Origin of the sequence: Thermobifida alba, assembly GCF_023208015.1 — a bacterium.
Lineage (GTDB): Bacteria > Actinomycetota > Actinomycetes > Streptosporangiales > Streptosporangiaceae > Thermobifida > Thermobifida alba.
The window spans coordinates 896,646-921,273 of record NZ_CP051627.1; the positions used below are offsets into that span (position 1 = coordinate 896,646).

Sequence of the window (24,628 nt, forward strand, 5' to 3'; positions counted from 1 at the left end):
AGCCAGCAACCACCTCAGTGAAGGACCGGCCCGTGGACGACACCTCCCACTCCTACACAACCGGCGGCGGCATCACCGTGCACCGCACGGCCGTCCCCTGCGACCCCAGTGCGCTCACCGAACTGACCGCCAAGGTGGAACGGCACCGAGGCGGCGTCCTCTCCTCCGGCATGGAGTACCCCGGCCGCTACAGCCGCTGGCACCTGGGATACGTCGACCCGTGCCTGGAGGTCGTCGCGCGGGACCGGCGGATCGGCGCCGCCGCCCTCAACGACCGCGGCCGGGTGCTGCTGCCCGCCGTGGTCCGGGCGCTCGCCGCCCACGGCGCCGTGACGGCCCGCACCGACGACTCGGTCGAGGTCGCCGTCCCCGAGCCCGCCCCCGACGAGTTCTTCACCGAGGAGGAGCGCAGCCGCCGCCCCAGCGTCTTCTCCGCGCTGCGCGCCCTGGTGGCGCTGTTCTTCCACGACGGCGACCCCCACCTGGGCCTGTACGGCGCGTTCGGCTACGACCTCGCCTTCCAGTTCGAACCGATCGAACAGGTCCTCAAGCGCGACCCGGACGACCGCGACCTGGTGCTGCACCTGCCCGACGAGATCATCGTGCACGACCGCAAGCGCGAGGTCTGCCGTCGCTACTCCTACGACTTCACCGTCCCGGCGGCGCTCAGCGGCCCGGTCGGCTCCGCCACCCGCGGCCTGCCCCGCAGCACCGACCCCACCCCGCCCGTGGTGGCCGCCGAGGTGCCCCCGCCGCCCGAGCCCGGCTCCTACGCCCGGATCGTGGCCGAGGCCAAGGAGCGGTTCCGCCGCGGCGACCTGTTCGAGGTCGTGCCCAGCCACCGCCTCTACGCCCCCTGCGCCTCGCCCGCGCGCTTCTACGAGCGGCTGCGCGAACGCAACCCCGCCCCCTACGAGTTCTTCCTCAACCTCGGCGAGGGCGAGTACCTGGTCGGCGCCTCCCCGGAGATGTTCGTGCGGGTCAGCGGCCGCCCCGGGGCGGGCCAGCGGGTGGAGACCTGCCCCATCTCCGGTACCATCAGGCGCGGCGCGGACGCCGTCGGCGACGCCGAGAACATCAAGGAGCTGCTCTCCTCCGCCAAGGAGGAGTCGGAGCTGACCATGTGCACCGACGTGGACCGCAACGACAAGTCCCGGGTGTGCGAACCCGGCAGCGTGCGGGTGATCGGCCGCCGCCAGATCGAGATGTACAGCCGCCTCATCCACACGGTCGACCACATCGAGGGCACCCTGCGCGCCGAGTTCGACGCCTTCGACGCCTTCCTCACCCACATGTGGGCCGTCACCGTCACCGGCGCCCCCAAGACCTGGGCGATGCGCTTCATCGAACAGCACGAGAGCTCCCCCCGCCGCTGGTACGGCGGCGCGGTCGGCGTGGTCAACTTCGACGGGTCGATGAACACCGGCCTGACCCTGCGCACCGCCCACATCCGCGACGGCGTGGCCACGGTGCGGGCGGGTGCGACCCTGCTCTACGACTCCGACCCCGACGCCGAGGAACGCGAGACCTTCCTCAAGGCCCGCGCGCTGCTGGAGACCCTCACCGACGAGGCCGGAGCGGAACCCGAGCACGCGGAGCGCACCGTCGAACAGGTGGGGGCGGGGATGCGGGTGCTGCTCGTCGACCACGAGGACTCCTTCGTCAACACCCTGGCCGACTACGTGCGCCGCCACGGAGCCGAGGTCACCACGGTGCGCTACGGCTTCGACCCGGCCCTGCTCGACCGGATGCGCCCGGACCTGGTGGTGCTGTCCCCGGGACCGGGACTGCCCGCCGACTTCGCGATGAGCGCACTGCTGGACGAACTGGACGCCCGCGACCTGCCCGTCTTCGGGGTGTGCCTGGGCCTGCAGGCGATGGTGGAGCACGCCGGCGGCGAACTGCTCACCCTGGACGAACCGGTGCACGGCAAACCCGGACGGATCCGGGTCACCGGCGGCGAACTGCTGTCCGGCCTGGGCGGGAACGGCGAGTTCACCGCGGCCCGCTACCACTCCACCTACACCACTCCCGAACGGGTGAAGGGCTTCGACGTCACCGCGGTGACCGAGGACCGCGGCGTCCCGGTGGTCATGGCGATCGAGAACCCCGGGAAGCGCCGGTGGGCGGTGCAGTTCCACCCCGAGTCGATCCTCAGCGCCCGGGTGGGGGAGCCGATCCTGGCCAACGTGCTGCGGCTGGCCCGCCGGTGACCAAGGCGGGAAAATCATTGTGCCCCGGTTGACCGGCGTTTTCCGCCCCGTCTGGTAGGAGGGCCGTTTCCCCGGGAGGTCCCCGGGCAGCAGCGGGGCCATGAGCATCCTGAGCATTCTCCTGCTGCTCCTCGGAATCGTGCTGATCGTGGCCGGCGTCGCGGCCCTCCTCCGCCGACAGCTGCTGTGGGGCGTCGTACTGGTCGTCGTCGGCGTCATCCTGGCCCCGAGCAGCTTCGCGGGACTGTGACGGCCGCCGGACACGACCGGAGTGGGCCCCCGCCCCGTACGACTGCTAGGTTCTTCTGCGGTCCCGGCCGCGCCCCGAGCGCCCCGGGACCGCAGACACGGAACTGAGCTGGGGGACGGAACCGGTGGTGAAACACGTCGAGCCCGAGGTCCACCTGATCGCGCGGCCGCAACTGGACTACGACGAGATCGCGCGCTACCTCGCAGACGTGGGCGGGAGCGACTGGCTGGCGCGGCTGGACCGGGGGGAACTCGACGAACCCCTCAACGACCCGCAGAACCTCGCCGAGTTCGCCGGACGGCTGTGCTACCGCTCCTGGAAGCCCGGCCTCAACCCCAACGTCACCCGGGTCCGCACCGACCAGGACGCCTACCTCGGCAACATCCTGGCCAGCATGCACGGGTCGGTGCTGGAGCACGTCAGCTTCAGCTTCGTGCTGCACAACGTGTCCCGGGTGGCCACCCACGAACTCGTCCGGCACCGCCCCGGCGTGGCGATCTCCCAGGAGTCGCTGCGCTTCGTGCGCCTGACCGACCTGCCGTTCTGGTTCCCCGACTGGGCTCGGGAGGACCCCGAGCTGATGGGGCGCGCCACCGAGCTGCTGGAGCGCATGGAGGAGTTCCAGCACTGGATGGCCGAGCACTTCGGCCTCGACGACGAGGGGGTGCCCTTCGCGGTCAAGAAGCACCGCACCTCCTTCATGCGCCGCTTCGCCCCCGAGGGAGTGGCGACCGGCCTGGTGTGGACCGCCAACGTGCGCACCCTCCGCCACACCCTGGAGACCCGCACCGCCCCCGGCGCGGAGGAGGAGATCCGCCTGGTGTTCCACCGGATCGGCGAGCTGCTGGTCAAGGAGGCCCCCGCGCTGTTCGGCGACTACACGGTCACCGACGGCGCCTGGGTGCCCGAGTGGCGCAAGGTCTGAGCCCGGGTGCTGCCCCGGGGCTCACCGCAGCCCGGTGCGCGCCTCGGCGGCGGCGATGCCCCGGCGGCAGGCCCCGGCCAGGTCCCGGTGGGCGCGCAGCCGCGCCCACAGCCCCAGCGGCCGCACCGACTCCGCCGGAGCGCCGGCCGCATCGGTGACGGTCAGCACCGCCCCCGCCAGGACGCCGCGGCGGTGCCAGCGCTCCCACTCCTCGAAGTCCGGGCTGTGGCGGTGGGCGAAGACGTAGCCGTCCCCGGCCGGTGCGGCGGGGGCACCGCCGTCGGGACCGCGCAGCCCGATGCGCGACCCGGGGGCCGCGGGCCAGGCGGAAGCGGTCACCACGTCGACGGTCGGCCGCCGCGCACGGGCGCCGACCAGCACGGCGTCGCCGGGGCGGGAGCGCGGCGGCAGCACCCGCTCCTCCACGGTGTCGAGGAGGGTGACCAGCACGCGCGGCACCCACCACCAGTTCTCCCGGCGGGCCAGCAGCCCGCCCGCGCGCCGGCGGGTCGGCGGGTGCTTGCGGACCTCCTGCTCCAGCAGCGCGCCCACGAAGACGTCGCCGGACAGGTCGTGGCTGACGCGCACCGGACCGGCGGCGGCCACCGCGGGAGAGCCCTCCGGCAGCGCGCGGGCGTCGGTGACGCTGAACGCGGCGTGCCCGCCGGTGAGCGTGTCGGCCAGCGCGAGCTGGGAGAAGGGCAGCGCGACGCACGGACGCCCCTCCCACACGAGCGGGACCACGGGCACACCGACCGGTCCCGACGGGGAGACCCAGGACAGCTCCGCGGCCGCCGACCGCTCCCAGACCGTGGCGAGGGAACCCACGACACCCCCTTTGTGTGGCGTGGATCTCATGTTACTTTCGGTGGGATCCTGACGCAGCCGACCGGCGGCGCTACGGAACGTGCGCGGCGACCCCGCGCCGCGGGCGCCGCCGCGACCGAAGGAGCGACATGCCTGCCGTCGTCGTGCTGGTCGCCGTCCTGGCGCTCTTCGCCCTGGGGTACCGCTACTACTCCTCCTACCTGGCCCGGCGCGTCTACGGGCTGGACCCCGACTACGTCACCCCCGCCCACCGCTACTCCGACGGGGTCGACTTCGTCCCCACCAACCGGTACGTCCTCTTCAGCCACCACTTCATCTCGGTCGCCGGAGCCGCCCCCATCGTCGGCCCCGCGGTCGCGGTGTTCTGGGGCTGGGGGCCCGCGCTGCTGTGGGTCGTGCTGGGCACGGTCTTCGCCGCCGGCGCGCACGACTTCGGCGCGCTCGCGGTCTCGGTCCGCCACCGCGCCAAGAGCATCGGCACCCTGGCCGGCGAGGTCGTGGGCCGCCGCGCCGGCGTCCTGTTCCTCGTCATCATCTTCTTCCTGCTGACCCTGGTCAACGCGGTCTTCTCGGTGGTCATCGCCAACCTGTTCGTCGCCACCCCCAGCGCGGTGCTGCCCACCCTGGTCACCATCCCCCTGGCCGTCGGCGTGGGCCAGTACGTCTACCGCACGCGCAGCGCGGCGCTGCTGCCCTCCCTGGTCGTGCTGGCGCTGGTGTACGCCTCCATCCCGCTGGGCCTGCTGCTGCCGATCACCATCGACCCGCTGGCCGCCGCGGTCGGCCTGACCCCCAAGACCCTGTGGATCATCCTGGTCTTCGGCTACGCCTTCGTCGCCTCCCGGCTGCCGGTGTGGCTGCTGCTGCAGCCGCGCGACTACGTCAACCAGCAGCAGATGCTGGTGGCGCTGGCGGTGATCCTGCTCGGCGTGGTCGTGGGCCTCGACCGGATCGTGGCGCCGGTCGTCAACGACGTGCCCGACGGCTCCCCGCCCTGGTTCCCGCTGCTGTTCATCACCATCGCCTGCGGCGCGATCTCCGGCTTCCACAGCCTGGTCGCCTCGGGCACCACCGCCAAGCAGCTCGACCGGGAGACCGACGCCCGCTACGTCGGCTACCTGGGCGCCCTCGGCGAGGGGACGCTCGCGCTGTGCGCGATCCTGGCCTGCACCGCGGGTGTGGCGGCGACCCGCGCCGACTGGGACGCGCTCTACGTCGACTACGCGACCGCCTCGGGCGGCGCCACCGACAACTTCGTCGCCGGCGTGGCGAGCTTCGCCGCCAACCTCGGAGTCCCCCAGAGCGTCGGCGTCGTCTTCGCCGCCGTGGTGATCATCAGCTTCGCCTCCACCACCATGGACACCGGCGTGCGGCTGCAGCGCTACATCGTGCAGGAGATCGCCGAGACCGCCCGGTTCCGGCCGCTGGCCCGCAACCTCACCCTGGCGACCCTGGTGGCGGTGGCCGTGCCGCTGGCCCTGGCGCTCGTCCCCGGCGACTTCGCCTTCGGCACCCTGTGGCAGCTGTTCGGCACCACCAACCAGCTCACCGCCGGACTGGCGCTGGCCGTCATCGCGGTGTGGGTCACCAAGAGCAGCCGCAACCCGCTGGCGGTGCTCGTCCCGCTGGTGTTCCTGCTGGTGATGACCTCCTGGGCGCTGGTGATCAACCTGGTCCGCTTCGTCACCGCCGACGACCCCGTGCAGGTGTTCCTGCTCGCCCCCCTGGACGCGGTCATCTTCGCGCTGGCCCTGTGGCTGATCGTCGAGGCGTCGCTGGCGCTGCGCTCGGCGTGGACGGCGCGCACCGCCCGGCCCGCCGGTGCCGCCGGGCCCGCCGGCCCGGCGGACGGGGGCCGCGCGGAGGAGGGCACGGCCGAGGCGGCCGGAGCCAACCCCGCCGACCCGGCGGAGCCGGCCGGATCGGGGGAGCGGTGACCCCGGCACGCCGCGGCCGCCTGGCCCGCGCCTGGCGGCGCGTCGAGGCGGTCCACGAGGAGTGGTTCGCCGCGCGCTGGCGCCAGGCGCTGCGCCGCGAGGACCGCCGCCGGGCCGACGCCTTCCGGGCGGTGCTGCTGCTGCGGTCGCTCGGCGTGGACGACCCGGCGTCCTACGAGACCCTCGACCTCATCCCGTACCTGGTCGCCGACCTGCACGAGTGGCACCGCCGGATGGGCCGGGAGCGGTTCGGCGACCCGGGGGTGTGTTGTTGACCGGGGCGGCCGTCACCTTCGTCGGAGGCAAGGGCGGCGTCGGCAAGACCACGCTGGCCGCCGCCCACGCCCTCGCCCTGGCCGACCGCGGACAGCGCACGCTGCTCGTCTCCGTCGACCCCGCCCACTCCCTCGGCGACGTCCTGCAGGCACGGCTGGGCGACCGCCCCCGGCGGGTCGCCGACCGCCTCTGGGCGGTCGAACCCGACGCCGGGGCGACGGTGCGCCGCAGGGTCGCCCGGATCGCCGACGACGCGCGCACCGTGGTGCCCGACGAGGTCATGCCCGCGGTGCACCGGCACCTGCGGCACGCCGCGGCCGCCCCCGGGATGGCCGAGTCGGCGCTCAACGACCGGCTGGTCGACTACCTCGAACAGGTGCCCGGCACCTGGGACCGGCTGGTCGTGGACAGCGCGCCGACCGGCCACCTGCTGCGGATGCTCGCACTGCCGACCCTGCTCACCCCCTGGATCCAGGGCCTGGCGCACCAGCGGGAACGCGCCGTGGCCGCGGACCGCCCCGCCGCGGCACTGTTCGACGCGGCGGACCGGACCGCCGATCCGATGCTGGAGAAGCTGCACGCGCGGCGGCGCCGCCTGGAGGCCGCCGCCGCGCGGCTGCGCTCCGACGCGGTGGTGTGCCTGGTGACCCTGCCCCGCGAGGCGGTGGTGGCCGAGACGCGCCGCGCCGCCCGGGCCCTGGAGGCGGAGGGGTTCACCCTGGGGGTCGGGGCCGTCAACCAGGTCCCGGCCCGGCCCGCCCCGGCGACGATGGAGCGGATCCGCGCCCTGTTCGCCGCCCCCGGGCTCGTGGAGGTGCCGCTGCTGGCGGAGGAGCCCCTCGGACCGGAGGCGCTGCGCACCCTGCCGCCCCTGCTCGTGCCGGAGCCCGACCGCGGCCGCTGAAGGGCCTGCCCGGAGCGGCAGCGGCACAACAAGCCCCTTTTTCATGAAAAGGCGGGAAAGGGGAATGGCCGGCCGGTCCCGCTCCCCGTCAGCGCCCCGACTCCGCCGGCACGGCGACAGGGAAAAGCCGTCAACGTCGCGGAGGGTGCGCGCGAAGCCCGCAGGCAATAGGATTTCCGCTTCACCGCCCGCTTCCCCGGCCGTCCAGGAGGACGTATGCCCCGTCCGCTCATCGGGATCACCAGTCACCTCGAACCGGCGCGCTGGGGGAGTTGGGTGCGCGAGGCGGCGGTCGTGGCCACCCCGTTCCTGCGGGAGGTCGACCGCGCGGGCGGGCTGCCCGTCGTCCTCGCCCCGGTCCACCCCCGGCGGGTCGGCGACCTCCTCGCCCGCTTCGACGGCTTCGTCCTCACCACCGGGGCGCCCGTGGGCGCCGACGAGGACTCCGGCGAGGCCGACCCGCGGCGGGACCGCTTCGAGACCGAACTCGTCCGCGCCGCCGTCACCGCCCGCCGCCCCTTCCTCGCCGTCGAACGCGGACTCCAGGTCCTCAACGTCGCGATGGGGGGCAGCCTGCTGCCCGCCGCCGGCCACGCGGTACGCCTGGTCGACACCGACGTGACGGTCAACGTCAGCAGCGTGCTCGGCAAGGTCCTGGGCGACCGCGCCCGCGTGCGCCGGGCCGACGGCCCCGGCGTCAACCGGATCGGCGCGGAACTGGTCCCCGTGGCCTGGGACGGCACCCGGGCGGTGGAGGCCCTGGAGGTCGCCGACCACCCCTTCGGGGTCGCGGTGCGCTGGCGTCCCGAGGAGGCGACGGACCGCCGGCTGTTCCGGGCGCTGGTCGAACACGCCGGAGGCTGAGGCCGCCGCGGGGCAGGCCTCCCCCTCCCGCGCGCGGCAGGAGGAGGACCCCCGCACGCCGGGTAGGCTCACCTCAAACGGGGAGGTGAGATGGCGACCGCGACGAACCAGGGGGAGCGCGACGACGCCGCGGACCGGATCTGGACGGTCCCGAACATGATCAGCGTCCTGCGGCTGCTCGGCGTCCCGCTGTTCCTCTGGCTGGTCCTCGGCCCGCGGGCCGACGTCTGGGCACTGGGCGTGCTCGCCGCGGCCGGACTGTCGGACTGGCTCGACGGCAAGATCGCACGGGCCTGGAACCAGACCAGCCGGCTCGGCACGCTCCTGGACCCCATGGCCGACCGGCTCTACATCTTCGCCGCGCTGCTGGGACTGGTCGTGCGCGACATCATCCCCTGGTGGCTGATGGCGATCCTGGTCCTGCGCGACGTGCTCATCATCGGCGCGCTGCCGGTGCTGCGCTACTACGGGTACGGGCCGCTTCCGGTCAATTTCGCCGGAAAGGCGGCCACGCTGTGCCTTCTCTACGCCTTTCCGCTGCTGTTCCTGGCCGGGTATTCCGGAGCCGTCGGATATGTGGCGCAAATCGTTGGTTGGGCCTTCGCGATATGGGGAACAGCCCTCTACTGGTGGGCCGGACTGCTGTACTCGGTCCAGGGCTCACGGCTGATCAGACGCAGTCGCGCCCTGGAACGCGTCCAGGGAGGTGACACGGGCCCCGGACGCGAACGGCGGACGGACCGGTCGGCACCGCACCGGCGGTGAAGCACGGCACCCGGGCACGAACGCCCGGACAGCCCGCCTCCGGTCACTCCGGGCCACCGCGTCGTGACAACGAAGGGAGCAGCATCCCCACCATGAGACCCCGTGCCATGGCGGTTCGCCGAACGATCCCCGGGGCTTGGAGGTGGCCGAGATGAAGGCCGTCGTGATGGCCGGCGGTGAGGGCACCCGACTCCGCCCGATGACCGCCAACCAGCCCAAACCACTACTACCCGTTGTCAACCGGCCGATCATGGAGCACGTGCTCCGCCTGCTGAAGCGACACGGGTTCGACGACACGGTCGTGACCGTGCAGTTCCTCGCCACCCTCATCCGCAACTACTTCGGTGACGGCGAGGAACTCGGAATGAATCTGCGCTACGTCGCCGAGGAGGTGCCGCTCGGCACCGCGGGCAGCGTCAAGAACGCCGAGGAGCACCTGCGGGGCGAGCCGTTCATCGTCATCTCCGGCGACGCGCTCACCGACATCGACCTGACCGACATGGTCCGGTTCCACCGCGAGAACGGCGCGATGGTGACCATCGGACTCAAGCGGGTCGCCAACCCGCTGGAGTTCGGCATCATCATCGTCGACGACGACGGCCGCATCCAGCGGTTCCTGGAGAAGCCCACCTGGGGCCAGGTCTTCTCCGACACCGTCAACACCGGCATCTACATCATGGAGCCCGAGGTCCTGGACCACGTCGCCGCCGGCGAGAACGTCGACTGGTCCAGCGACGTCTTCCCCAAGCTGCTCAAGGACGGTGCGCCGCTGTACGGCTACATCGCCGAGGGCTACTGGGAGGACGTGGGCACCCACGAGAGCTACCTGAGCGCCCAGGCCGACGTGCTCTCCGGCAAGGTCGACGTCGAGATCGACGGCTTCGAGGTCTCCCCCGGCATCTGGGTGGCCGAGGGCGCCGAGGTCGACCCCGACGCGGTCCTCAAGGGCCCCCTCTACATCGGCGACTACGCCAAGGTCGAGGCCGGGGCGGAACTGCGCGAGTTCACCGTGCTCGGCAGCAACGTGGTGGTGCGCTCCGAGGCGTTCCTGCACCGGGCGGTGGTCCACGACAACGTGTACGTGGGCACCCGCACCAACCTGCGCGGCTGCGTCGTCGGCAAGAACACCGACATCATGGCCGGGGCCCGGGTCGAGGAGGGCACGGTCGTCGGCGAGGAGTGCGTCATCGAGGCCGAGGCCTACCTCGCCAACAACATCAAGGTCTATCCCTTCAAGACGATCGAGGCCGGCGCGGTCGTCAACACCAACGTCATCTGGGAGTCCAAGGGGCAGCGCTCGCTGTTCGGCCCCCGCGGCGTGTCCGGGCTGATCAACGTGGAGATCACCCCGGAGCTGGTGGTGCGGCTGGCCAGCGCCTACGCCACCACCCTGAAGAAGGGCGCGGTGGTCACCGCCTCCCGGGACGTCTCCCGGGCGGCGCGGACCCTCAAACGGGCGGTGGTCAGCGCGCTGACCGCGGCGGCCATCAACGTCCAGGACCTGGAGGCGGCCCCGCTGCCGCTGGCCCGCTTCCACACGTCCCAGTCGGGGATCAGCGGCGGCATCGCGCTGCGCACCACCCCGGGGGACCCGCAGTCGGTGGACCTCGTCTTCCTCGACTCCAGCGGGGCCGACCTGTCCCCGGCCGCCCAGCGCAAGCTGGAGCGGGTCTTCTCCCGCCAGGAGTACCGCAGGGCCTTCCCCGGCGAGATCGCCGAGTTGTCCTTCCCCTCCCGCAGTATCGAGGCCTACACGCAGGAACTGCTGCGCAGCATCGATCTGAGCGGGGTGGACGAGGCCAACCTCAAGGTCGTGGTGGACTGCGCGGGCGGCACCGGATCGCTGATCCTGCCCGCCCTGCTCAGCCGGATCGGCGCCGAGGTGCTCACCGTCAACAACCGCCTCGACGAGGCCTCGCCCACCGACACGCTGGCCAAGCAGACGCGTGACCTGCAGCGCCTGGGCGAGCTGGTGGCCTCGGCACGCGCCGACTTCGGGGTCCGCTTCGACCCGGTGGCCGAGCGGCTGCAGCTGGTGGACGGCAGCGGTGAACTGGTCGACAACGAGCGTGCGCTGCTGGTGGTGCTCGACCTGGTGGCGGCCGAACGGAAGGGCGGCCGGGTGGCGCTCCCGGTCACCACGACCCGGGTGGCCGAGCAGGTCGCCAACTTCCACGGCGTCCAGGTGCAGTGGACCCCCACGGCCACCGACGAGCTGACCAAGGCCGCGCTGGCCGAGGACATCATCTTCGCTGCCGACGGCCGGGGCGGGTTCATCCTGCCGGAGTTCTCCCGCACCAGCGACGGAATCGCCGCGTTCGTGCGACTGATCGGACTGGTGGCGCGCACTAAGATGTCGCTCAGCCAGATCGACCAGAGGATTCCGCAGGCGCACCTGCTGCGCCGCTCGGTGCCCACCCCCTGGGCGGTCAAGGGCAGTGTCATGCGCGAGGTGGTGGAGGCCGCTGCCGGCCGCGAGATCGACACCACCGACGGGGTCCGGGTCATCGAGCCCGACGGCTCCTGGGCGCTGGTGCTCCCCGACACCGCCGAGGCGGTCACCCACCTGTGGGCCGAGGGCCCCGACGACGACACCGCCCAGCGCCTCCTGGAGGAGTGGGCGGCCGTGGTCGAGCGGGCCGAGGGCTGACCCAGGACCGGGCGCGCGGCCCCGGGGTCCCGGAGCCGCGCGCCCGGCGTGTGCGGAGTTTGAAATCGACCTGGAATCAGGGAAGACTCCAGGACTGCACGGTTCCCAGCGCCGTGCGGATAAGGTTTAGAGCCGAGCGCTCTTGGTGTAAGAGATGGTGAAAAAAGAGGTGATTGTGGGGAAGGGATATGGAAAGGACCTGACCTGAGGCGCGGGGTCCACGGACCGCCATCTCCGTCACCTGTAAGTCACCAAGCCGATTCAAGGACCGCCCCGTGCGGTAGGAGGCCGAGCCGACCTATGTCGAACTGCACGCAGTGCGGTCACGCCGTCGCGGATGATGCCCGCTTCTGCTCCAACTGCGGTTCCCCCGTCAACCGGTCGCGAGGGGATCTGTCTCAGCCACGTGAGCGCCGCGACCGCGTCGGCGAGACGACGTCCACGATCTCCATCAGCGGCATCCAGGCGCTGGAGGCCGAGGCCGACAGCGTCGAGGACGCGGCCCCCGACACGGCCGCGGTGGAGGCCCTGCCCCCCGGGACCGCCCTGCTGGTGGTCAAACGCGGCCCCAACGCGGGCAGCCGCTTCCTGCTGGACAAGGACCTCACCACCGCGGGACGCCACCCCAACAGCGACATCTTCCTCGACGACGTGACGGTCTCCCGGCGGCACGTGGAGTTCTACCGACGCGGCGGCTCCTTCGGCGTCCGTGACGTGGGCAGCCTCAACGGCACCTACGTCAACCGCGAGCGCATCGACGAAGCGGAGCTCGGCGGCGGGGACGAGATCCAGATCGGCAAGTTCCGGCTGGTACTGCTCACCAACCCGCGCCGCGGCTGACCGGCGACCGACGCCGACCGTGCGGAGCGGGCGGGACCGACCAGGCCGAGGCCCCGCCCGCGGAACAGGTTTGCCGCGCCCAGGACCGGAGAGCTTTAGGGGAGGACCCGCCTCGGGAGCGCCGTCCGCCCTGACGCGGGCGACCCCCGGCGGTGTACCGTGGGGAATGGAGCAGAGCGCACTTCGGCGTGTGCCCCTCCGAACGCGACAAGTCGTGGGACGGAGCCGCAGTGAAGCATATGGAGGTCGTCGGCGTCCGGGTCGAGATGCCGGCCAACCAACCGATTGTCCTGCTCAAGGAGACCGACGGGGAGCGCTACCTCCCCATCTGGATCGGCGCGGTCGAGGCCACCGCCATCGCGCTGGCGCAGCAGGGCGTCAAGCCCGCGCGCCCGCTCACCCATGACCTTCTCCGCGACGTCCTGGACGCGTTGAACACCACCCTGACCACGGTCAACATCACCGCCCTGGAGGACGGCGTCTTCTACGCCGAACTGGTCTTCTCCAACGGCGTGCAGGTCAGCGCGCGTCCCTCGGACTCGATCGCGCTGGCGCTGCGCACGGGCGCGCCCATCTACGTGCGCGACGACGTCCTCGACGAGGCCGGGGTGGCGATTCCCGACGAGCAAGAGGACGAGGTGGAGCGCTTCCGGGCGTTCCTCGACAACATCACGCCCGAGGACTTCGGCAGGATGACCTGAGCGGCTCCGGCCGGTGCCGGACAGGTGCGTTCCGGGCCGGGCGGATCGGCGAAACGATGTCGTCCGCGACGCGCCGAGAGCTGTCGTTGACGCTGTCCATGCCCCCGGCTTACCGTCGGAGGTGAAGCAGCCTGCGGCGTCAAAATCCGTTGTCTCCCCTAGTCAGACCGTCGCAGGCCGGGAAGCCGGAGGTTCGGCGTGGCGGTTATCAGCGGCAAGCAGAAAGCCTCCGAGCATCGGCGGTCAGCCGTGCGGTTGGCGGGTGAGCAGGGCCTGCTGTGTGAAGAGGACGTGGTGGGGCTGCCGATGGACGTCGGATACCGTGGCCCCGCCGCCTGCGTGGCAGCGGGGATCACGTATCGCCAGCTCGACTACTGGGCGCGGACCCACCTGGTCGAGCCGAGCGTCAGCGTGCCCGACGGGTCCCCGGGGCACCGGTTGTACAGCTTCCGCGACATCCTCATCCTCAAGGTCGTCAAGCGGCTGCTCGACACGGGCATCTCCCTGCAGCAGATCCGCACCGCGGTGGAGCACCTCAGGCAGCGCGCCACCGCCGATCTCGCCCACATCACCCTGATGAGCGACGGCGTCAGCGTCTACGAGTGCACCTCGCCCGACGAGGTCGTGGACCTGCTCCAGGGCGGCCAGGGCATGTTCGGGATCGCGTTGGGACGGGTGTGGCGGGAGCTGGAGGGCACCCTCGGCGAGCTGCACGGGGAGCCGCTGAGCGAGGAGGAGCGGCGCGCCGCCGACCCGCACCCCGCGGACGAGCTGGCCCGGCGCCGACGGCAGCGCCGCACCGGCTGACCCCGGCACGTCCCGCCGGATGTGGCCGATCCCGCAGAGTCCCGGAAGGTCTCGGAGGAGCGGGCCGCTACCATGAGAGGTGCGGTGGACCGGACTGCTGACCGGCCGCCGACAACCGGCCGTTGACACCACACGGGAGAGACTCCGCGCCGCGGAGCGCCGACGGGGCAAACCTCCCCAGCAACCTCTCAGGCACCAGGGACCGTGTGGGACAGGCACTCTGGAGCACGGCGGCACGCCGACCGCAGGTGACAGAGGGGGAGACCAAGGAGCACGCCGTACCCCGGCCCAGCGACCAGGAGGTCTCCATGTCGGACCGTCACGCTTTCCGTCCCCCGGCGCTCACCTTCACCGACCGGCACATCGGACCCGATCCCGCCGAGCGCGCCGCGATGCTGGAAGCCGTGGGGTACGCCTCCACCGCCGAACTGATGGCCGCGGCGCTGCCCGCCGACATCCTGACCGCCCCGGGTGCCCCCGCTCCGCTGGCGCTGCCCGAACCGGTCGGCGAGGCCGAGGCGCTGGCCGAGCTGCGCGCCCTGGCCGACCGCAACCGCGTGCTGGTCTCCATGATCGGCCAGGGCTACTACGGCACCGTCACCCCGCCGGTGATCCGCCGCAACGTCCTGGAGAACCCCGCCTGGTACACCGCCTACACCCCCTACCAGCCGGAGATCTCCCAGGGGCGGCTGGAGGCGCTGCTGAACTTCCAGACGATGGTCGCCGACCTCACCGGACTCCCGGTGGCCGGGGCCTCCCTGCTGGACGAGGCCACCGCCGCGGCCGAGGCGATGACCCTGGCCCGCCGGGTCGACAAGCGGAAGCGGTCGGTGTTCGTGGTGGACGCCGACGTGTTCGCACAGACCCTGGCGGTGCTGCGGACCCGCGCCGAGCCCCTCGGCATCGACCTGGTCGTCGCCGACCTGGCCGACGGGCTGCCCGACGTCGACGCGTTCGGGGTCCTGGTGCAGTACCCGGCGGCCAGCGGACGGGTGCGCGACGTGCGGCCGGTGGTCGAGGCCGCCCACGAGCGGGGGGCGCTCGCCGTGGTCGCCGCCGACCTCCTCGCCCTGACCCTGCTGCGCAGCCCTGGCGAACTGGGCGCCGACGTCGCCGTTGGCTCCACCCAGCGCTTCGGGGTGCCCATGGGCTTCGGCGGCCCGCACGCCGCCTACATGTCGGTGCGCGAGGGCCTGCAGCGCCAGCTCCCGGGACGGCTGGTCGGCGTGTCGGTGGACGCCGCCGGCAGGCCCGCCTACCGCCTGGCGCTGCAGACCCGGGAGCAGCACATCCGCCGGGAGAAGGCCACCAGCAACATCTGCACCGCCCAGGTGCTGCTCGCCGTCATGGCCGGGATGTACGCCGTCCACCACGGCCCCTACGGGCTGCGGGCCATCGCCGAGCGGGTGCACCGGCGCACCGCCGAACTCGCCGCGGGCCTGCGCGGACTGGGGGTGGAGGTGCTCACCGACTCCTTCTTCGACACGCTGCGGGTGCGGGTGCCCGCACGCGCCGCCGACGTGGTCCGCGCCGCCAGGGACCTCGGCGTCAACCTGTTCCTCGCCGATGCCGACACCGTCGGCGTCTCCTGCGACGAGACCACCACCCCCGAGCACGTGGAGACGGTGCTGCGCGCCTTCGGGGCCCGGACCCCGCAGCGGGACGCCGCAGCACCCGCCGCGCTCCCCGCGGACCTGCGCCGCGACGTCGACTACCTCACCCACCCGGTGTTCCACACCCACCGCAGCGAGACCTCGCTGCTGCGCTACCTGCGGCGGCTGGCCGACCGGGACCTGGCCCTGGACCGCACCATGATCCCGCTGGGCTCGTGCACGATGAAGCTCAACGCCACCGCGGAGATGGAGGCGATCACCTGGCCGGCCTTCGCCGAACTGCACCCGTTCGCGCCGCTGGACCAGGCCGAGGGACTGGTGCGGATCGTGCGGGACCTGGAGGCGTGGCTGGCCGAGGTCACCGGCTACGACGCGGTGTCGCTCCAGCCCAACGCGGGCTCCCAGGGCGAGTTCGCCGGGCTGCTGGCCATCCGCGGCTACCACCGCAGCCGCGGCGAGGAGCAGCGCGACGTGTGCCTGATCCCCAGCTCCGCGCACGGCACCAACGCCGCCAGCGCCGTCATGGCGGGCATGCGGGTGTCCGTGGTGGCCTGCGACGACGGCGGCAACATCGACCTGGCCGACCTGCGCGCCAAGATCGACGCCGCGGGCGACCGCCTGGCGGCGCTCATGGTCACCTACCCCTCCACGCACGGCGTGTACGAGGCGACCATCGCCGAGGTCTGCCGCCTGGTGCACGAGGCGGGAGGCCAGGTCTACGTGGACGGCGCCAACCTCAACGCGCTGGTGGGCTGGGCCAAGCCGGGGGAGTTCGGCGCGGACGTCAGCCACCTGAACCTGCACAAGACCTTCTGCATCCCGCACGGCGGCGGAGGGCCGGGGGTCGGACCGGTGGCGGTGCGCGCCCACCTGGCCGACTTCCTGCCCAACCACCCGCTCCAGGCCGCGGCGGGGCCGCGCACCGGCGTGGGGCCGGTGGCGGCGGCACCGTTCGGCTCGGCGGGGATCCTGCCGATCTCGTGGGCCTACGTCCGCATGATGGGGGAGCCGGGCCTGCGCGCGGCCACCGAGCAGGCCGTGCTGGCCGCCAACTACGTGGCCCGGCGGCTGGCCCCGTACTACCCGGTGCTCTACACCGGCCCGGGCGGACTGGTCGCCCACGAGTGCATCATCGACCTGCGGGGGCTGCAGAAGCGCACCGGGATCAGCAACGACGACGTCACCAAGCGGCTCGTCGACTACGGCTTCCACGCGCCGACCATGTCCTTCCCGGTGCCGGGGACGCTGATGATCGAGCCGACCGAGAGCGAGGACCTCGCGGAACTGGACCGGTTCGTCGACGCGATGATCGCGATCCGAGCCGAGATCGACCGGGTGGCCGACGGCGGCTACGACCGCGAGGACAACCCGCTGCGCAACGCCCCGCACACCGCCGAGGAGGTCACCGCCGACGACTGGAAGCACGCCTACTCCCGGTCGGAGGCCGCCTACCCGGTGCCGAGCCTGCGGCGGAACAAGTACTGGGCCCCGGTGGGCCGCATCGACCAGGCCTACGGGGACCGCAACCTGGTGTGCGCCTGCCCGCCGCCGGAAGCGTTCGGGGAGTGAGCCGTCCCGTGGGGCGGCGCGACGTCCGCGCCGCCCCACGGGACGCCGGGCACCACCCACGACTCTGTGAATCTACGACGTAAAGCCCCCGGTTCCGGTGGCCGACGGGAAACCCCGGGAAGCCGGGGGAGAGAGAAGCGGAGGGACGGAAGACGTCCGCGGCAGGGGGCGGCCGGACTCTTCCCGGGCCCCGGAGACTGCCGGAGACCGGGCCGCGGCGGGCCGGGAGCGTGGGCGGGGAGACGCCCCGCGGTCGCGAGCGGACCGACCTTTGCGCGGTGCGCGATCGGGCGGCAGCGGCTAGTCTCCGATGCAGTCTTCGCCCCCGGCCGGAAAGCAGCGTTCGACCGTGATGCCCGACAGCCCCGCCTCCGCCCCCACGCTCGACGACGCCGAGGCCGCCCTCCTGTGCGACCAGGCCCGGGACCTGGCCGAGGCGGGACGCCTGGACCGCGCGGCCGCACTGTACGAGCGCGTGGCGCAGCAGGCCGGACCGCGCCGCAGGGCGCAGGCCGGGCTGGGCCTGGCGGTGGTGCGCGAGCTCGGCGGCGACACCGCGGCCGCGCGGCGCGCCGACGAGGCGGCGATCGCCACCGCCGACGCGGAGTTCGCACCGCGCGCCGCCTACCACCTGGCGCTGCTGTGCGAGGGGGAGGGCGACCCGGCGGGAGCCGCCGACGCCTGGCGGGCGGTGCTGGACCTGGGCGGCGGGCGCCACGCCGCGGCGGCCCACCACGGGCTGGCCCGCCTGTACGAGGCGTCCGGCGACCACGAGACCGCGCGTGACCACTGGCAGCGGGCCCTGGAGGCGTCCGACGACCCGGTGGCGGTGGCGGAGGCGGCCCGCGACCGCGCCGAACGGCTGCTGGAGCGCGGCGCGGCGGACGAGGCCGCCGAGGCCGTCGCGCGGGGACTGGCCGCCCGCGAGACGCCCGCGCTGCGGGCGCTGCTCGGCGCGGTGCGCGTGGAGCAGGCCATCGCCGAGTTCGACGCCGCCGTGGCGCAGGACTCCGGCGAGGACGATCCGGCGAGTGTCGCGGTCGCCCGGGAACTGCTGGCGCGGCTGCTGGCGGTGCGCGGTGACGCGGAGACGGCCGAGCGGGTGTGGCACGACGGTCTGGGGCACCGCGACGGGCGGGTCGCGGCGCTGGTCCGCGCCCGGTTGCGGCGCGGTTTTCCGGAGCCCGACCCCGAGGCCGTCGCGCAGACCGGTGAGACCGGTTTCTGGTGGGACCCCTACCTGGAGGCGGCGGTGGCCTCCGACAGCGCGCCGTTGCTCGCCGGGGAGCTGTTCGCGGCGCTCAGCCGGATGTACGCCCTGCTGGCGGTGGAGGCGGGCGGGACCGGTCCGGCGGCCCGGCCGCCTGCCGCGCTCGCCGAGGCGCTGCGGGTGCCCGACGACTACGTGTGGGGCGCCGCCCTGCGCGAGGACGTCCGCGCGCGGCTGCGCGGCACCGCTCCCGGCGCCGAGTGACCGCCCGGTTCAGCCGCGCACCGCGTGGTAGACCATCGCCGCGATGTAGCTGACCCCTCCGACGAAGCACAGCAGGGCGAAGGCCGTCGTGGCGGGGTGGTCGGTGAGCACGCCGTAGCCGAAGCCGCCCACGGCCGCCGTGGCCATCGCGTAGCCGCAGAAGGACGCGGCCCTGGCGTGCACCGAGTGCTGGCGTTCGTCGACGGCCGCGCCGCGCAGCAGGTCGGCGGCTTCGAAGCGGCGGGACAGCACCACCAGGACGACCGCGTAGCCGACCATGACGGCCAGCAGTGCGGCGGCCAGGCCGAGGTCGCCGCGCAGGGCGACCGGGACGGCCAGCAGCACGCCCAGGGCCACGGAGAGCCCGGGGACGAGCCAGCCGCCCGCGGGCGGGGACTTCTCAGGGCGCGGCCGGTTCTTCGTCTGCATGGAAGATCTCCTCCACGGGTCGTTGGAAGAGGCGCGCGATACGGATCGCCAGCGGCAGCGAGGGGTCGTAGCGGCCTTTCTCGATGGCGTTGACCGTCTGCCGCGAGACCCCGAGGCGTTCGCCGAGGGCCTGCTGGGACCAGCCCCGTGCGGTGCGCAACGCGCGAACGTCGTTGTCCATTCCTCTCCCCGTCACAGTGTCCTCACTATGGAAAGTACGCTTGACATTCTGGTGTGTCAAGTTTGCTTTCCACCAGCGGGGGCGGCCAGCTCCGCGCGGGACAGCCGGTCGGCGCGGCGGATCGGCTCGCAGATCCGGTGGCGCGGCGACAGCCGCAGCACCAGCGCGCACGCGGAGTCCAGGTCCGCGCGGTGCCCGACGGACACGTACACGGGCCTGACCCCGTCCTGGACGCGCAGGCAGCGGCCCACCACCTCGCCGCCGTCGACCAGGTCGGCGGCCGCGCCCCGCGTCGGGCCGGGCTCGGCCGCCTCGCTCACGAACGCGTTCTTGGCCACGCCGAGCACCGGCCGGTCCAGCAGCACGCCCAGGTGGCAGGCCAGCCCGAACCGGCGCGGATGGGCCAGGCCGTAGCCGTCGCAGACGTAGGCGTCGGGTTCCACGGTCAACCGCTCCAGGGCGGCCAGCAGCGGCGGCAGCTCCCGGAACGCGAACAGGCCCGGCACGTAGGGGAAAGACGGCGCGGCGCGCACCGTGGCCTGCGCCACGACCTCCAGCGTCACCGCGTCCAGCACGACCGCGGCCGCCACCAGCTCGGCCGCGCCGTAGCTGACGTCCAGCCCCGCCACCAGGCGCACCCCGCCCGGGTCGAGCGGCTCCACCCGCACCCGGGGGGCCAACCGGTCCTGCAGGGCCCGCGCCTCGTCGGCGTCGGCGGGCCACAGCGACTCACGGGCCAGTTCGGGGATCACACGCGGCACGGACTCACCTCGATCGGGTCGGCGGAGGGACCCGATCAACCTGCCATGCGTTCGGGGTCCTTCGCATCCCGGGAGGGGGACAGCGCCGCCGCACAGCCCCAGACGAAGACCACGGTGTTGACCACCGTGAACATCACGAGCGGCGGGAAGAACCGCAGCAGCGCCGCGGTGCGCTCGACGTCGCCGACGAACCAGACCAGGCCGCCGAGCACGGCCGCGCCCACCCCCGCGCCCACCAGTCCGCGCACCCACCCCGCCGTCTCGTACCGCAGGGCGGGCAGCCCGGAGCGGGGGCGCCGCGGCGGCGGGGGGCCGCCCGCGAAGCGGTGCGCGAACCGCGCGTCGGCCCAGGCGATCACACTGTGCCCGTAGGCCACGGTGAAGCCCAGGTACAGCGCGCCGACCCCGTGGCTGAAATCGGCGTGGCCGCCGGAGCGCAGGTGCCAGGCGATGACCAGCAGCAGCACCACGTCCAGCACCGGGACCAGCAGGAGCAGCAGGGTGCTCAGCCGGCGCAGGCGCAGCAGGTAGCGCGCGCTCAGCCCGCCCAGCAGCACCACCCAGAACAGCACTTCGCACGCGAGGATCGCGGCCACGACCATGAGGGCTCCTCCACGTCTTCCACGGTCCGTTGTCCCGCCCCACTGTGTCGCGCGGAAGCGTCCCGGCGCGTCCGCGCAAGGAAGGAGAGGAGGTACTGCTTTCGGACGACGTGCCGGTGGCGGGGCCGTGCTGAGATGGGAGGCATGCGACAGGTGTGGGCGGAGTTGCTGGACCGCGAGGTGCTGGGCGGGCTCTCGCGGCTGGGCAGCCTGCTGTGGGCGGCGGCCCACCTGGCCGTGGGGCTGCTGTTGTGGGCCCTGGGGGTGTACGTGCGCCGGGACGGGGTCGACCCGCGCTGGCTGCTGGTCCCCCTGGCGGTGGTGTGCGCGGTGCTGCTGCTGCGGCGCACCCGCCCCGGGGTCGGTCTGGCCCTGGGCACGGCCGGCCTGGTCGTGGACCTGGTGGTGCTGGGGCCGTCGCCGTGGGTGGTGATCACCTACAGCGACCTGCTGTACGCGGCCTCGGTGTGGGGCGGGGGGCGGCTGGTCCGCGGGGTGGTCGCCGCGGTCGTCGCGGGCGGTGCGGCGGTCCTGGCGGCGGGCGGCTTCCTGGAGCCCTCCGATTCCTTCCACAGCGGCCTGCTCGGGCTGCTGCAACTGCTCGGCCTCTACGTCCTGGCCTTCGGCACGCCGCTGGCGAGCGGGCTGAGCGTGCGCGCCCACCGGGCGCGGGCCGAGCTGGAGCGGCAGCGGGCCGTGCAGGTCACGCGCATGGCCGAACTGGACCGGGCCAACGCGGTCGCGGCGGAGCGGGCGCGGATGGCCCGCGAGCTGCACGACGTCGTCGCCAACCACCTGAGCGCGGTGGCCCTGCAGTCCACGGCGGCCCTGGCACTGCGCGACTTCGACCCCGAGCAGGTGCGCGGCGTGCTGCGGACGGTCCGGGACAACAGTGTGCGGGGCCTGGCCGAGATGCGCCGGATGATCGAGGTGCTGCGGGCGGGGGAGGAGGCCGAGGCGGAGCGGGTCACCCCCCGCCTCAGCGAGGCGGAGCGGCTGGCCGCCACCGCGCGGGACGCCGGTCTGGACGTGCTGCTCGACGGTGTGGCGGAGGTCGGCGCGCTGCCCGCGCAGGTGGACGCCGCGGCCTACCGGATCGTGCAGGAGTGCCTGACCAACGCGCTGCGCTACGCCGCGCCCCAGCGGGTCCGCATCACGGTGCGCCGCACGGGGGCGTCGGACGGCGCGGTCGAAAGGCTGGTGGTGGAGGCGGTCAACCCGGTCGCGGAACCGGTCGGGCCGGCCGCGCCCGGAGAGCTGGGGGCGGGCACGGGGCTGGCCGGGATGCGGGAGCGGGCCGTGCTGCTGGGCGGCCGGTTGAGCGCGGGACCCGACGGTGCCGGAAACTGGCGGGTGCGGGCCGAGTTGCCGGTCGAGTCGTGACGGAGCAGAGGAGACGAGGACACGTGGTCAGGGTCGTGGTGGCCGAGGACCAGGCGGCGGTGCGCGCGGGACTGGTGATGATCCTGCGGACCGACCCCGACATCACGGTGGTGGCCGAGGCCGCCGACGGACAGGAGGCGGTGGAGACCGCCCTGCGGCTGCGTCCGGACGTGGTGCTCATGGACGTGCGCATGCCCCGCAGGGACGGTATCTCCGCCACCCGGGAGCTGGCCGCGGCCGGCGTGGACGTGCTCGTGCTGACCACGTTCGACCTGGACGAGTACGTGTTCGGGGCGCTGCGCGCGGGCGCGGCGGGGTTCCTGCTCAAGGACGTGGAGGCCGCCGACCTGGTCGAGGCGGTGCACACGGTGGCGCGCGGCGAGGGCATGATCGCGCCCGCGGTGACCCGCAGGCTCATCCGCGAGTTCGCCGGCACCCGGCCCAGGCGGCCGGAGGGGGTGGACCCGGCGCTGCTGGAGCGGCTCACCCCGCGCGAGCGCGAGGTGCTGGCCTGCATCGGGGAGGGGCTGTCCAACCAGCAGATCGCGCGCCGCCTGTACATCACCGAGACCACCGCCAAGACCCACGTCAGCCGTATCCTGACCAAGCTCGGCCTGCGCAGCCGGGTGCAGGCGGCCATCGTCGCCCGGGAGGCGGGAGCTGGCTGACGAGGGAACGCGCGGCGGCGGTCACCGGCGGGCGGTCAGACCCGCCAGCAGCGCGTCGAGGCCTGCGGCGAACACCCGGTCGTGGTCGACCTCGACGTCGCGCAGAGCCGTGACGGTGGGGAAGCGCCCGTCCAGGACCGCGGGTTCGCGGCTGGGCAGCCCCTCGGCGCGCACCTGGTGCACCACCGCGCCCAGGACGTAGGAGTCCAGGGCCGCGGCGGCGCCGGGCACCTCCTCCGGAGGCAGTCCGGCCTCGGTGAACGCCGCGTAGTGCAGTTCGGTGGCGCGCAGCGCCGCCACCGTGTCGGGGCGGCGGTGGATCATCAGCGGCAGAGCGCCCGAGTGGCGCAGCAGCGCGGCGCGGTAGTCGTGCGCCCAGTCGCGCAGCCGCTGGTCCCAGGGGCGGGTGTCGGCCGCGGGCTCCCCGGCCCCGGAATCCTCGGGATCCGCGGCGTCGCGGGGCGCGGCGGCGCGCGCGGGATCGCTGATGTACTCCACGATCGCGCCGAACAGCTGCTCCTTGCCCAGGGGGAAGTGGTGGTAGATGGCCATCGCCTCGACCTTGAGCGCGTCCCCCAGGCGGCGCATGGTGAGGTTGCGCAGCCCCATTCCGTCGATGATGCGAAGGGCCTCGGTGACGATCAGCTCGGGGCTGAGACCGGCGTTGTTGCGACTCACACCGCCATCCTAGACTTACTGCGTAAAGCCAGGGGCGGTCGGGTGGCGGAGCGGCGCCGCCGAAGCCCTCTAGAGTTGGTGCTAGCCATCCGAGACAAGGGAGCGAGCATGGTGCTGAGGGCCCGCAGGGTCGGAACAGAGGCGCGTGCGCGGTACGCCGAGGACACGGAGAGGGCGGAGCGGCTGCCGGAGCTGCTGGAGGCGGCCCGGAAGGCCGAGGAGGAGCTGGTGCGGGCCCGCCGCGACGGCGCCGACGCGGCGGAGCTGAACCGGCTGGGCGTCGCCTACGACGCCGCCCTCACCGAGGCGGTGCGCGCCGCCTACGCCCGTCAGCGGGTGCTGGCCGGCCTCCGCGGCTACGAGGACCGCATCTACCGGCGGCGCAGGCTGGCCCGGCCGGAGGTCAAGGAGGTCACCGAATGCGCCGAGCGGCTGCTGACCCTGCGGGAGCAGCACCGCCTGCACGGCATCGAGCGGGTGCCGCGCGACCCGGTGGCGGCCTGAGGGAAGGAGCGCCATGGCGACGGACTTCGTGCGCATCGACCCGAACTCCAAGGTTCCGCCGTACGAGCAGATCCGCGCGGCCGTCGCCAACGCCGCCGCCAGCGGGCTGCTGCCGGTGGGGTACAAACTGCCCACGGTGCGCGCGCTGGCCGGTGAGCTGTCGGTGGCGGTGAACACGGCCGCGCGCGCCTACCGGGAACTGGAGCAGGCCGGCGTGGTGGAGACGCGGGGCCGGTCGGGGACCTTCATCGCGGCGGGCGGCGACCGGCAGCGCGCCGAGGCGCTGGCGGCCGCGCGCCGCTACGCCGAGACCGTCTCCCGGCTGGGCATCCCCCGGCAGGAGGCCGTCGACATCGTACGCGCGGCGGTGGAGAGCATCAGTCGCTGACGCTGCGCGCCACGACGAAGTAGAGCATGAGGACGCCCAACCAGGCCACCACCATTCCGGCGGGACCCGCCAGACCCGCGCCGATCGCGGTGAGCGGGACGGACACGCCCAGCGAGACGATCGCCATGACCAGGCGCACGGTGTTGCCCCGGACCCCCTTGCCCTGGGGCAGGGCCCCGGAGGCGATCCGCGCGTCGATCTGGGCGCTGACCTGCTGGGCGATGCTCTGGTCGAGGCGTTCGGCGAGTGCGGAGGCCACCGCGTCGTCGTAGTCGGGGCCGAGTTCGCGACTGGTCTCCAGCGAGGTGGCGATCTCGTCGCGGGTGTCGCGGGAGACAGGATCGGTGCTCATGGTCCCCAGTATCGGCCACGGGGAAGTGCCGTAGACCGGTATGGGGGGTTTTCCGGGATTGATCAG

The 24,628-nt window shown here is 73.3% G+C and carries 25 protein-coding genes and 1 riboswitch; of the genes, 18 read left to right on the forward strand and 7 right to left on the reverse strand.

Annotated features, from left to right (window positions below):
* Nucleotides 1-32: 32 nt before the first annotated feature.
* From FOF52_RS04130 to thyX, 3 genes are all read left to right on the forward strand, one after another.
* Nucleotides 33-2,213, forward strand: coding sequence for an anthranilate synthase component I (locus tag FOF52_RS04130; protein WP_248592505.1), 2,181 nt, complete (start codon nt 33-35; stop codon nt 2,211-2,213).
* A 109-nt stretch (nt 2,214-2,322) separates the two neighbouring features.
* Nucleotides 2,323-2,463 carry a GPGG-motif small membrane protein gene (locus tag FOF52_RS04135; protein ID WP_248593742.1) on the forward strand — a complete coding sequence of 47 codons (141 nt, stop codon included), beginning with the start codon at nt 2,323-2,325 and terminating at the stop codon, nt 2,461-2,463.
* A 127-nt stretch (nt 2,464-2,590) separates the two neighbouring features.
* A complete protein-coding gene (gene thyX / locus FOF52_RS04140) occupies nt 2,591-3,388 on the forward strand; it encodes an FAD-dependent thymidylate synthase (protein WP_248592506.1) in 798 nt (265 codons plus the stop codon).
* Nucleotides 3,389-3,409: 21 nt separating this feature from the next.
* On the opposite strand, the gene FOF52_RS04145 is transcribed toward thyX, so the two are convergent.
* Nucleotides 3,410-4,216 (reverse strand): hypothetical protein, encoded by an 807-nt coding sequence (locus tag FOF52_RS04145; RefSeq protein ID WP_248592507.1) that lies wholly within the window; start codon nt 4,214-4,216, stop codon nt 3,410-3,412.
* A 128-nt stretch (nt 4,217-4,344) separates the two neighbouring features.
* Between FOF52_RS04145 and FOF52_RS04150 the strand changes: the two genes are divergently transcribed.
* The 11 genes from FOF52_RS04150 to FOF52_RS04200 all read left to right on the forward strand — a co-directional run bounded on the left by FOF52_RS04150 (nt 4,345) and on the right by FOF52_RS04200 (nt 18,616).
* Nucleotides 4,345-6,153, forward strand: coding sequence for a carbon starvation CstA family protein (locus tag FOF52_RS04150; protein WP_248592508.1), 1,809 nt, complete (start codon nt 4,345-4,347; stop codon nt 6,151-6,153).
* Nucleotides 6,150-6,428 (forward strand): cory-CC-star protein, encoded by a 279-nt coding sequence (locus FOF52_RS04155; protein ID WP_248592509.1) that lies wholly within the window; start codon nt 6,150-6,152, stop codon nt 6,426-6,428. Before FOF52_RS04150 ends, FOF52_RS04155 begins: the two co-directional genes overlap by 4 nt.
* Complete coding sequence (locus FOF52_RS04160) at nt 6,419-7,333, forward strand: ArsA family ATPase (RefSeq protein WP_248592510.1); 915 nt, start codon at nt 6,419-6,421, stop codon at nt 7,331-7,333. Before FOF52_RS04155 ends, FOF52_RS04160 begins: the two co-directional genes overlap by 10 nt.
* Before the next feature lie 216 nt (nt 7,334-7,549).
* Complete coding sequence (locus tag FOF52_RS04165; protein WP_248592511.1) at nt 7,550-8,197, forward strand: gamma-glutamyl-gamma-aminobutyrate hydrolase family protein; 648 nt, start codon at nt 7,550-7,552, stop codon at nt 8,195-8,197.
* 90 nt (nt 8,198-8,287) lie between these two features.
* Nucleotides 8,288-8,962 (forward strand): cardiolipin synthase ClsA, encoded by a 675-nt coding sequence (gene clsA / locus FOF52_RS04170; protein WP_248592512.1) that lies wholly within the window; start codon nt 8,288-8,290, stop codon nt 8,960-8,962.
* Between the two features lie 151 nt (nt 8,963-9,113).
* The gene (locus FOF52_RS04175) at nt 9,114-11,612 is read left to right on the forward strand and encodes a mannose-1-phosphate guanyltransferase (protein WP_248592513.1); all 2,499 of its coding nucleotides are present in this window, start codon (nt 9,114-9,116) and stop codon (nt 11,610-11,612) included.
* A 300-nt stretch (nt 11,613-11,912) separates the two neighbouring features.
* The gene (locus FOF52_RS04180) at nt 11,913-12,452 is read left to right on the forward strand and encodes an FHA domain-containing protein (RefSeq protein WP_248592514.1); all 540 of its coding nucleotides are present in this window, start codon (nt 11,913-11,915) and stop codon (nt 12,450-12,452) included.
* Between the two features lie 230 nt (nt 12,453-12,682).
* On the forward strand, nt 12,683-13,153 hold the full coding sequence (locus FOF52_RS04185) for a bifunctional nuclease family protein (RefSeq protein ID WP_248592515.1): 471 nt from the start codon (nt 12,683-12,685) through the stop codon (nt 13,151-13,153).
* A 198-nt stretch (nt 13,154-13,351) separates the two neighbouring features.
* Nucleotides 13,352-13,960: a MerR family transcriptional regulator gene (locus FOF52_RS04190; RefSeq protein WP_282573852.1), complete on the forward strand. Its 609-nt coding sequence runs from the start codon at nt 13,352-13,354 to the stop codon at nt 13,958-13,960.
* A 123-nt stretch (nt 13,961-14,083) separates the two neighbouring features.
* A riboswitch (glycine riboswitch) is annotated at nt 14,084-14,175 on the forward strand.
* Between the two features lie 93 nt (nt 14,176-14,268).
* Nucleotides 14,269-17,142, forward strand: coding sequence for an aminomethyl-transferring glycine dehydrogenase (gcvP, locus tag FOF52_RS04195; protein ID WP_248592516.1), 2,874 nt, complete (start codon nt 14,269-14,271; stop codon nt 17,140-17,142).
* A 352-nt stretch (nt 17,143-17,494) separates the two neighbouring features.
* The gene (locus FOF52_RS04200; protein WP_248593744.1) at nt 17,495-18,616 is read left to right on the forward strand and encodes a tetratricopeptide repeat protein; all 1,122 of its coding nucleotides are present in this window, start codon (nt 17,495-17,497) and stop codon (nt 18,614-18,616) included.
* Between the two features lie 9 nt (nt 18,617-18,625).
* Here FOF52_RS04200 and FOF52_RS04205 read toward each other — a convergent pair whose 3' ends face one another.
* The 4 genes from FOF52_RS04205 to FOF52_RS04220 are packed head-to-tail and all read right to left on the reverse strand — an operon-like array spanning nt 18,626 to nt 20,589.
* A complete protein-coding gene (locus tag FOF52_RS04205; protein WP_248592517.1) occupies nt 18,626-19,045 on the reverse strand; it encodes a hypothetical protein in 420 nt (139 codons plus the stop codon).
* Nucleotides 19,017-19,226, reverse strand: a complete 210-nt coding sequence (locus FOF52_RS04210) for a helix-turn-helix transcriptional regulator (RefSeq protein ID WP_248592518.1) — start codon at nt 19,224-19,226, stop codon at nt 19,017-19,019. The genes FOF52_RS04205 and FOF52_RS04210 overlap by 29 nt, the downstream gene beginning before the upstream one ends.
* Before the next feature lie 56 nt (nt 19,227-19,282).
* A complete protein-coding gene (locus FOF52_RS04215; protein ID WP_248592519.1) occupies nt 19,283-19,987 on the reverse strand; it encodes an endonuclease V in 705 nt (234 codons plus the stop codon).
* Between the two features lie 35 nt (nt 19,988-20,022).
* Nucleotides 20,023-20,589: a hypothetical protein gene (locus FOF52_RS04220; protein WP_248592520.1), complete on the reverse strand. Its 567-nt coding sequence runs from the start codon at nt 20,587-20,589 to the stop codon at nt 20,023-20,025.
* A 144-nt stretch (nt 20,590-20,733) separates the two neighbouring features.
* Between FOF52_RS04220 and FOF52_RS04225 the strand changes: the two genes are divergently transcribed.
* Nucleotides 20,734-21,972 (forward strand): sensor histidine kinase, encoded by a 1,239-nt coding sequence (locus FOF52_RS04225; protein WP_248592521.1) that lies wholly within the window; start codon nt 20,734-20,736, stop codon nt 21,970-21,972.
* A gap of 23 nt (nt 21,973-21,995) precedes the next feature.
* Nucleotides 21,996-22,640, forward strand: coding sequence for a response regulator (locus tag FOF52_RS04230; RefSeq protein ID WP_248592522.1), 645 nt, complete (start codon nt 21,996-21,998; stop codon nt 22,638-22,640).
* A 21-nt stretch (nt 22,641-22,661) separates the two neighbouring features.
* Here FOF52_RS04230 and FOF52_RS04235 read toward each other — a convergent pair whose 3' ends face one another.
* A complete protein-coding gene (locus tag FOF52_RS04235) occupies nt 22,662-23,318 on the reverse strand; it encodes a TetR/AcrR family transcriptional regulator (protein ID WP_248592523.1) in 657 nt (218 codons plus the stop codon).
* 108 nt (nt 23,319-23,426) lie between these two features.
* On the opposite strand from FOF52_RS04235, the gene FOF52_RS04240 reads away from it, so the two are divergent.
* Complete coding sequence (locus FOF52_RS04240) at nt 23,427-23,822, forward strand: hypothetical protein (protein WP_248592524.1); 396 nt, start codon at nt 23,427-23,429, stop codon at nt 23,820-23,822.
* A gap of 13 nt (nt 23,823-23,835) precedes the next feature.
* The gene (locus FOF52_RS04245; RefSeq protein ID WP_248592525.1) at nt 23,836-24,210 is read left to right on the forward strand and encodes a GntR family transcriptional regulator; all 375 of its coding nucleotides are present in this window, start codon (nt 23,836-23,838) and stop codon (nt 24,208-24,210) included.
* Here FOF52_RS04245 and FOF52_RS04250 read toward each other — a convergent pair.
* On the reverse strand, nt 24,200-24,562 hold the full coding sequence (locus tag FOF52_RS04250) for a hypothetical protein (RefSeq protein ID WP_248592526.1): 363 nt from the start codon (nt 24,560-24,562) through the stop codon (nt 24,200-24,202). The genes FOF52_RS04245 and FOF52_RS04250 overlap by 11 nt on opposite strands.
* Nucleotides 24,563-24,628: the final 66 nt, after the last annotated feature.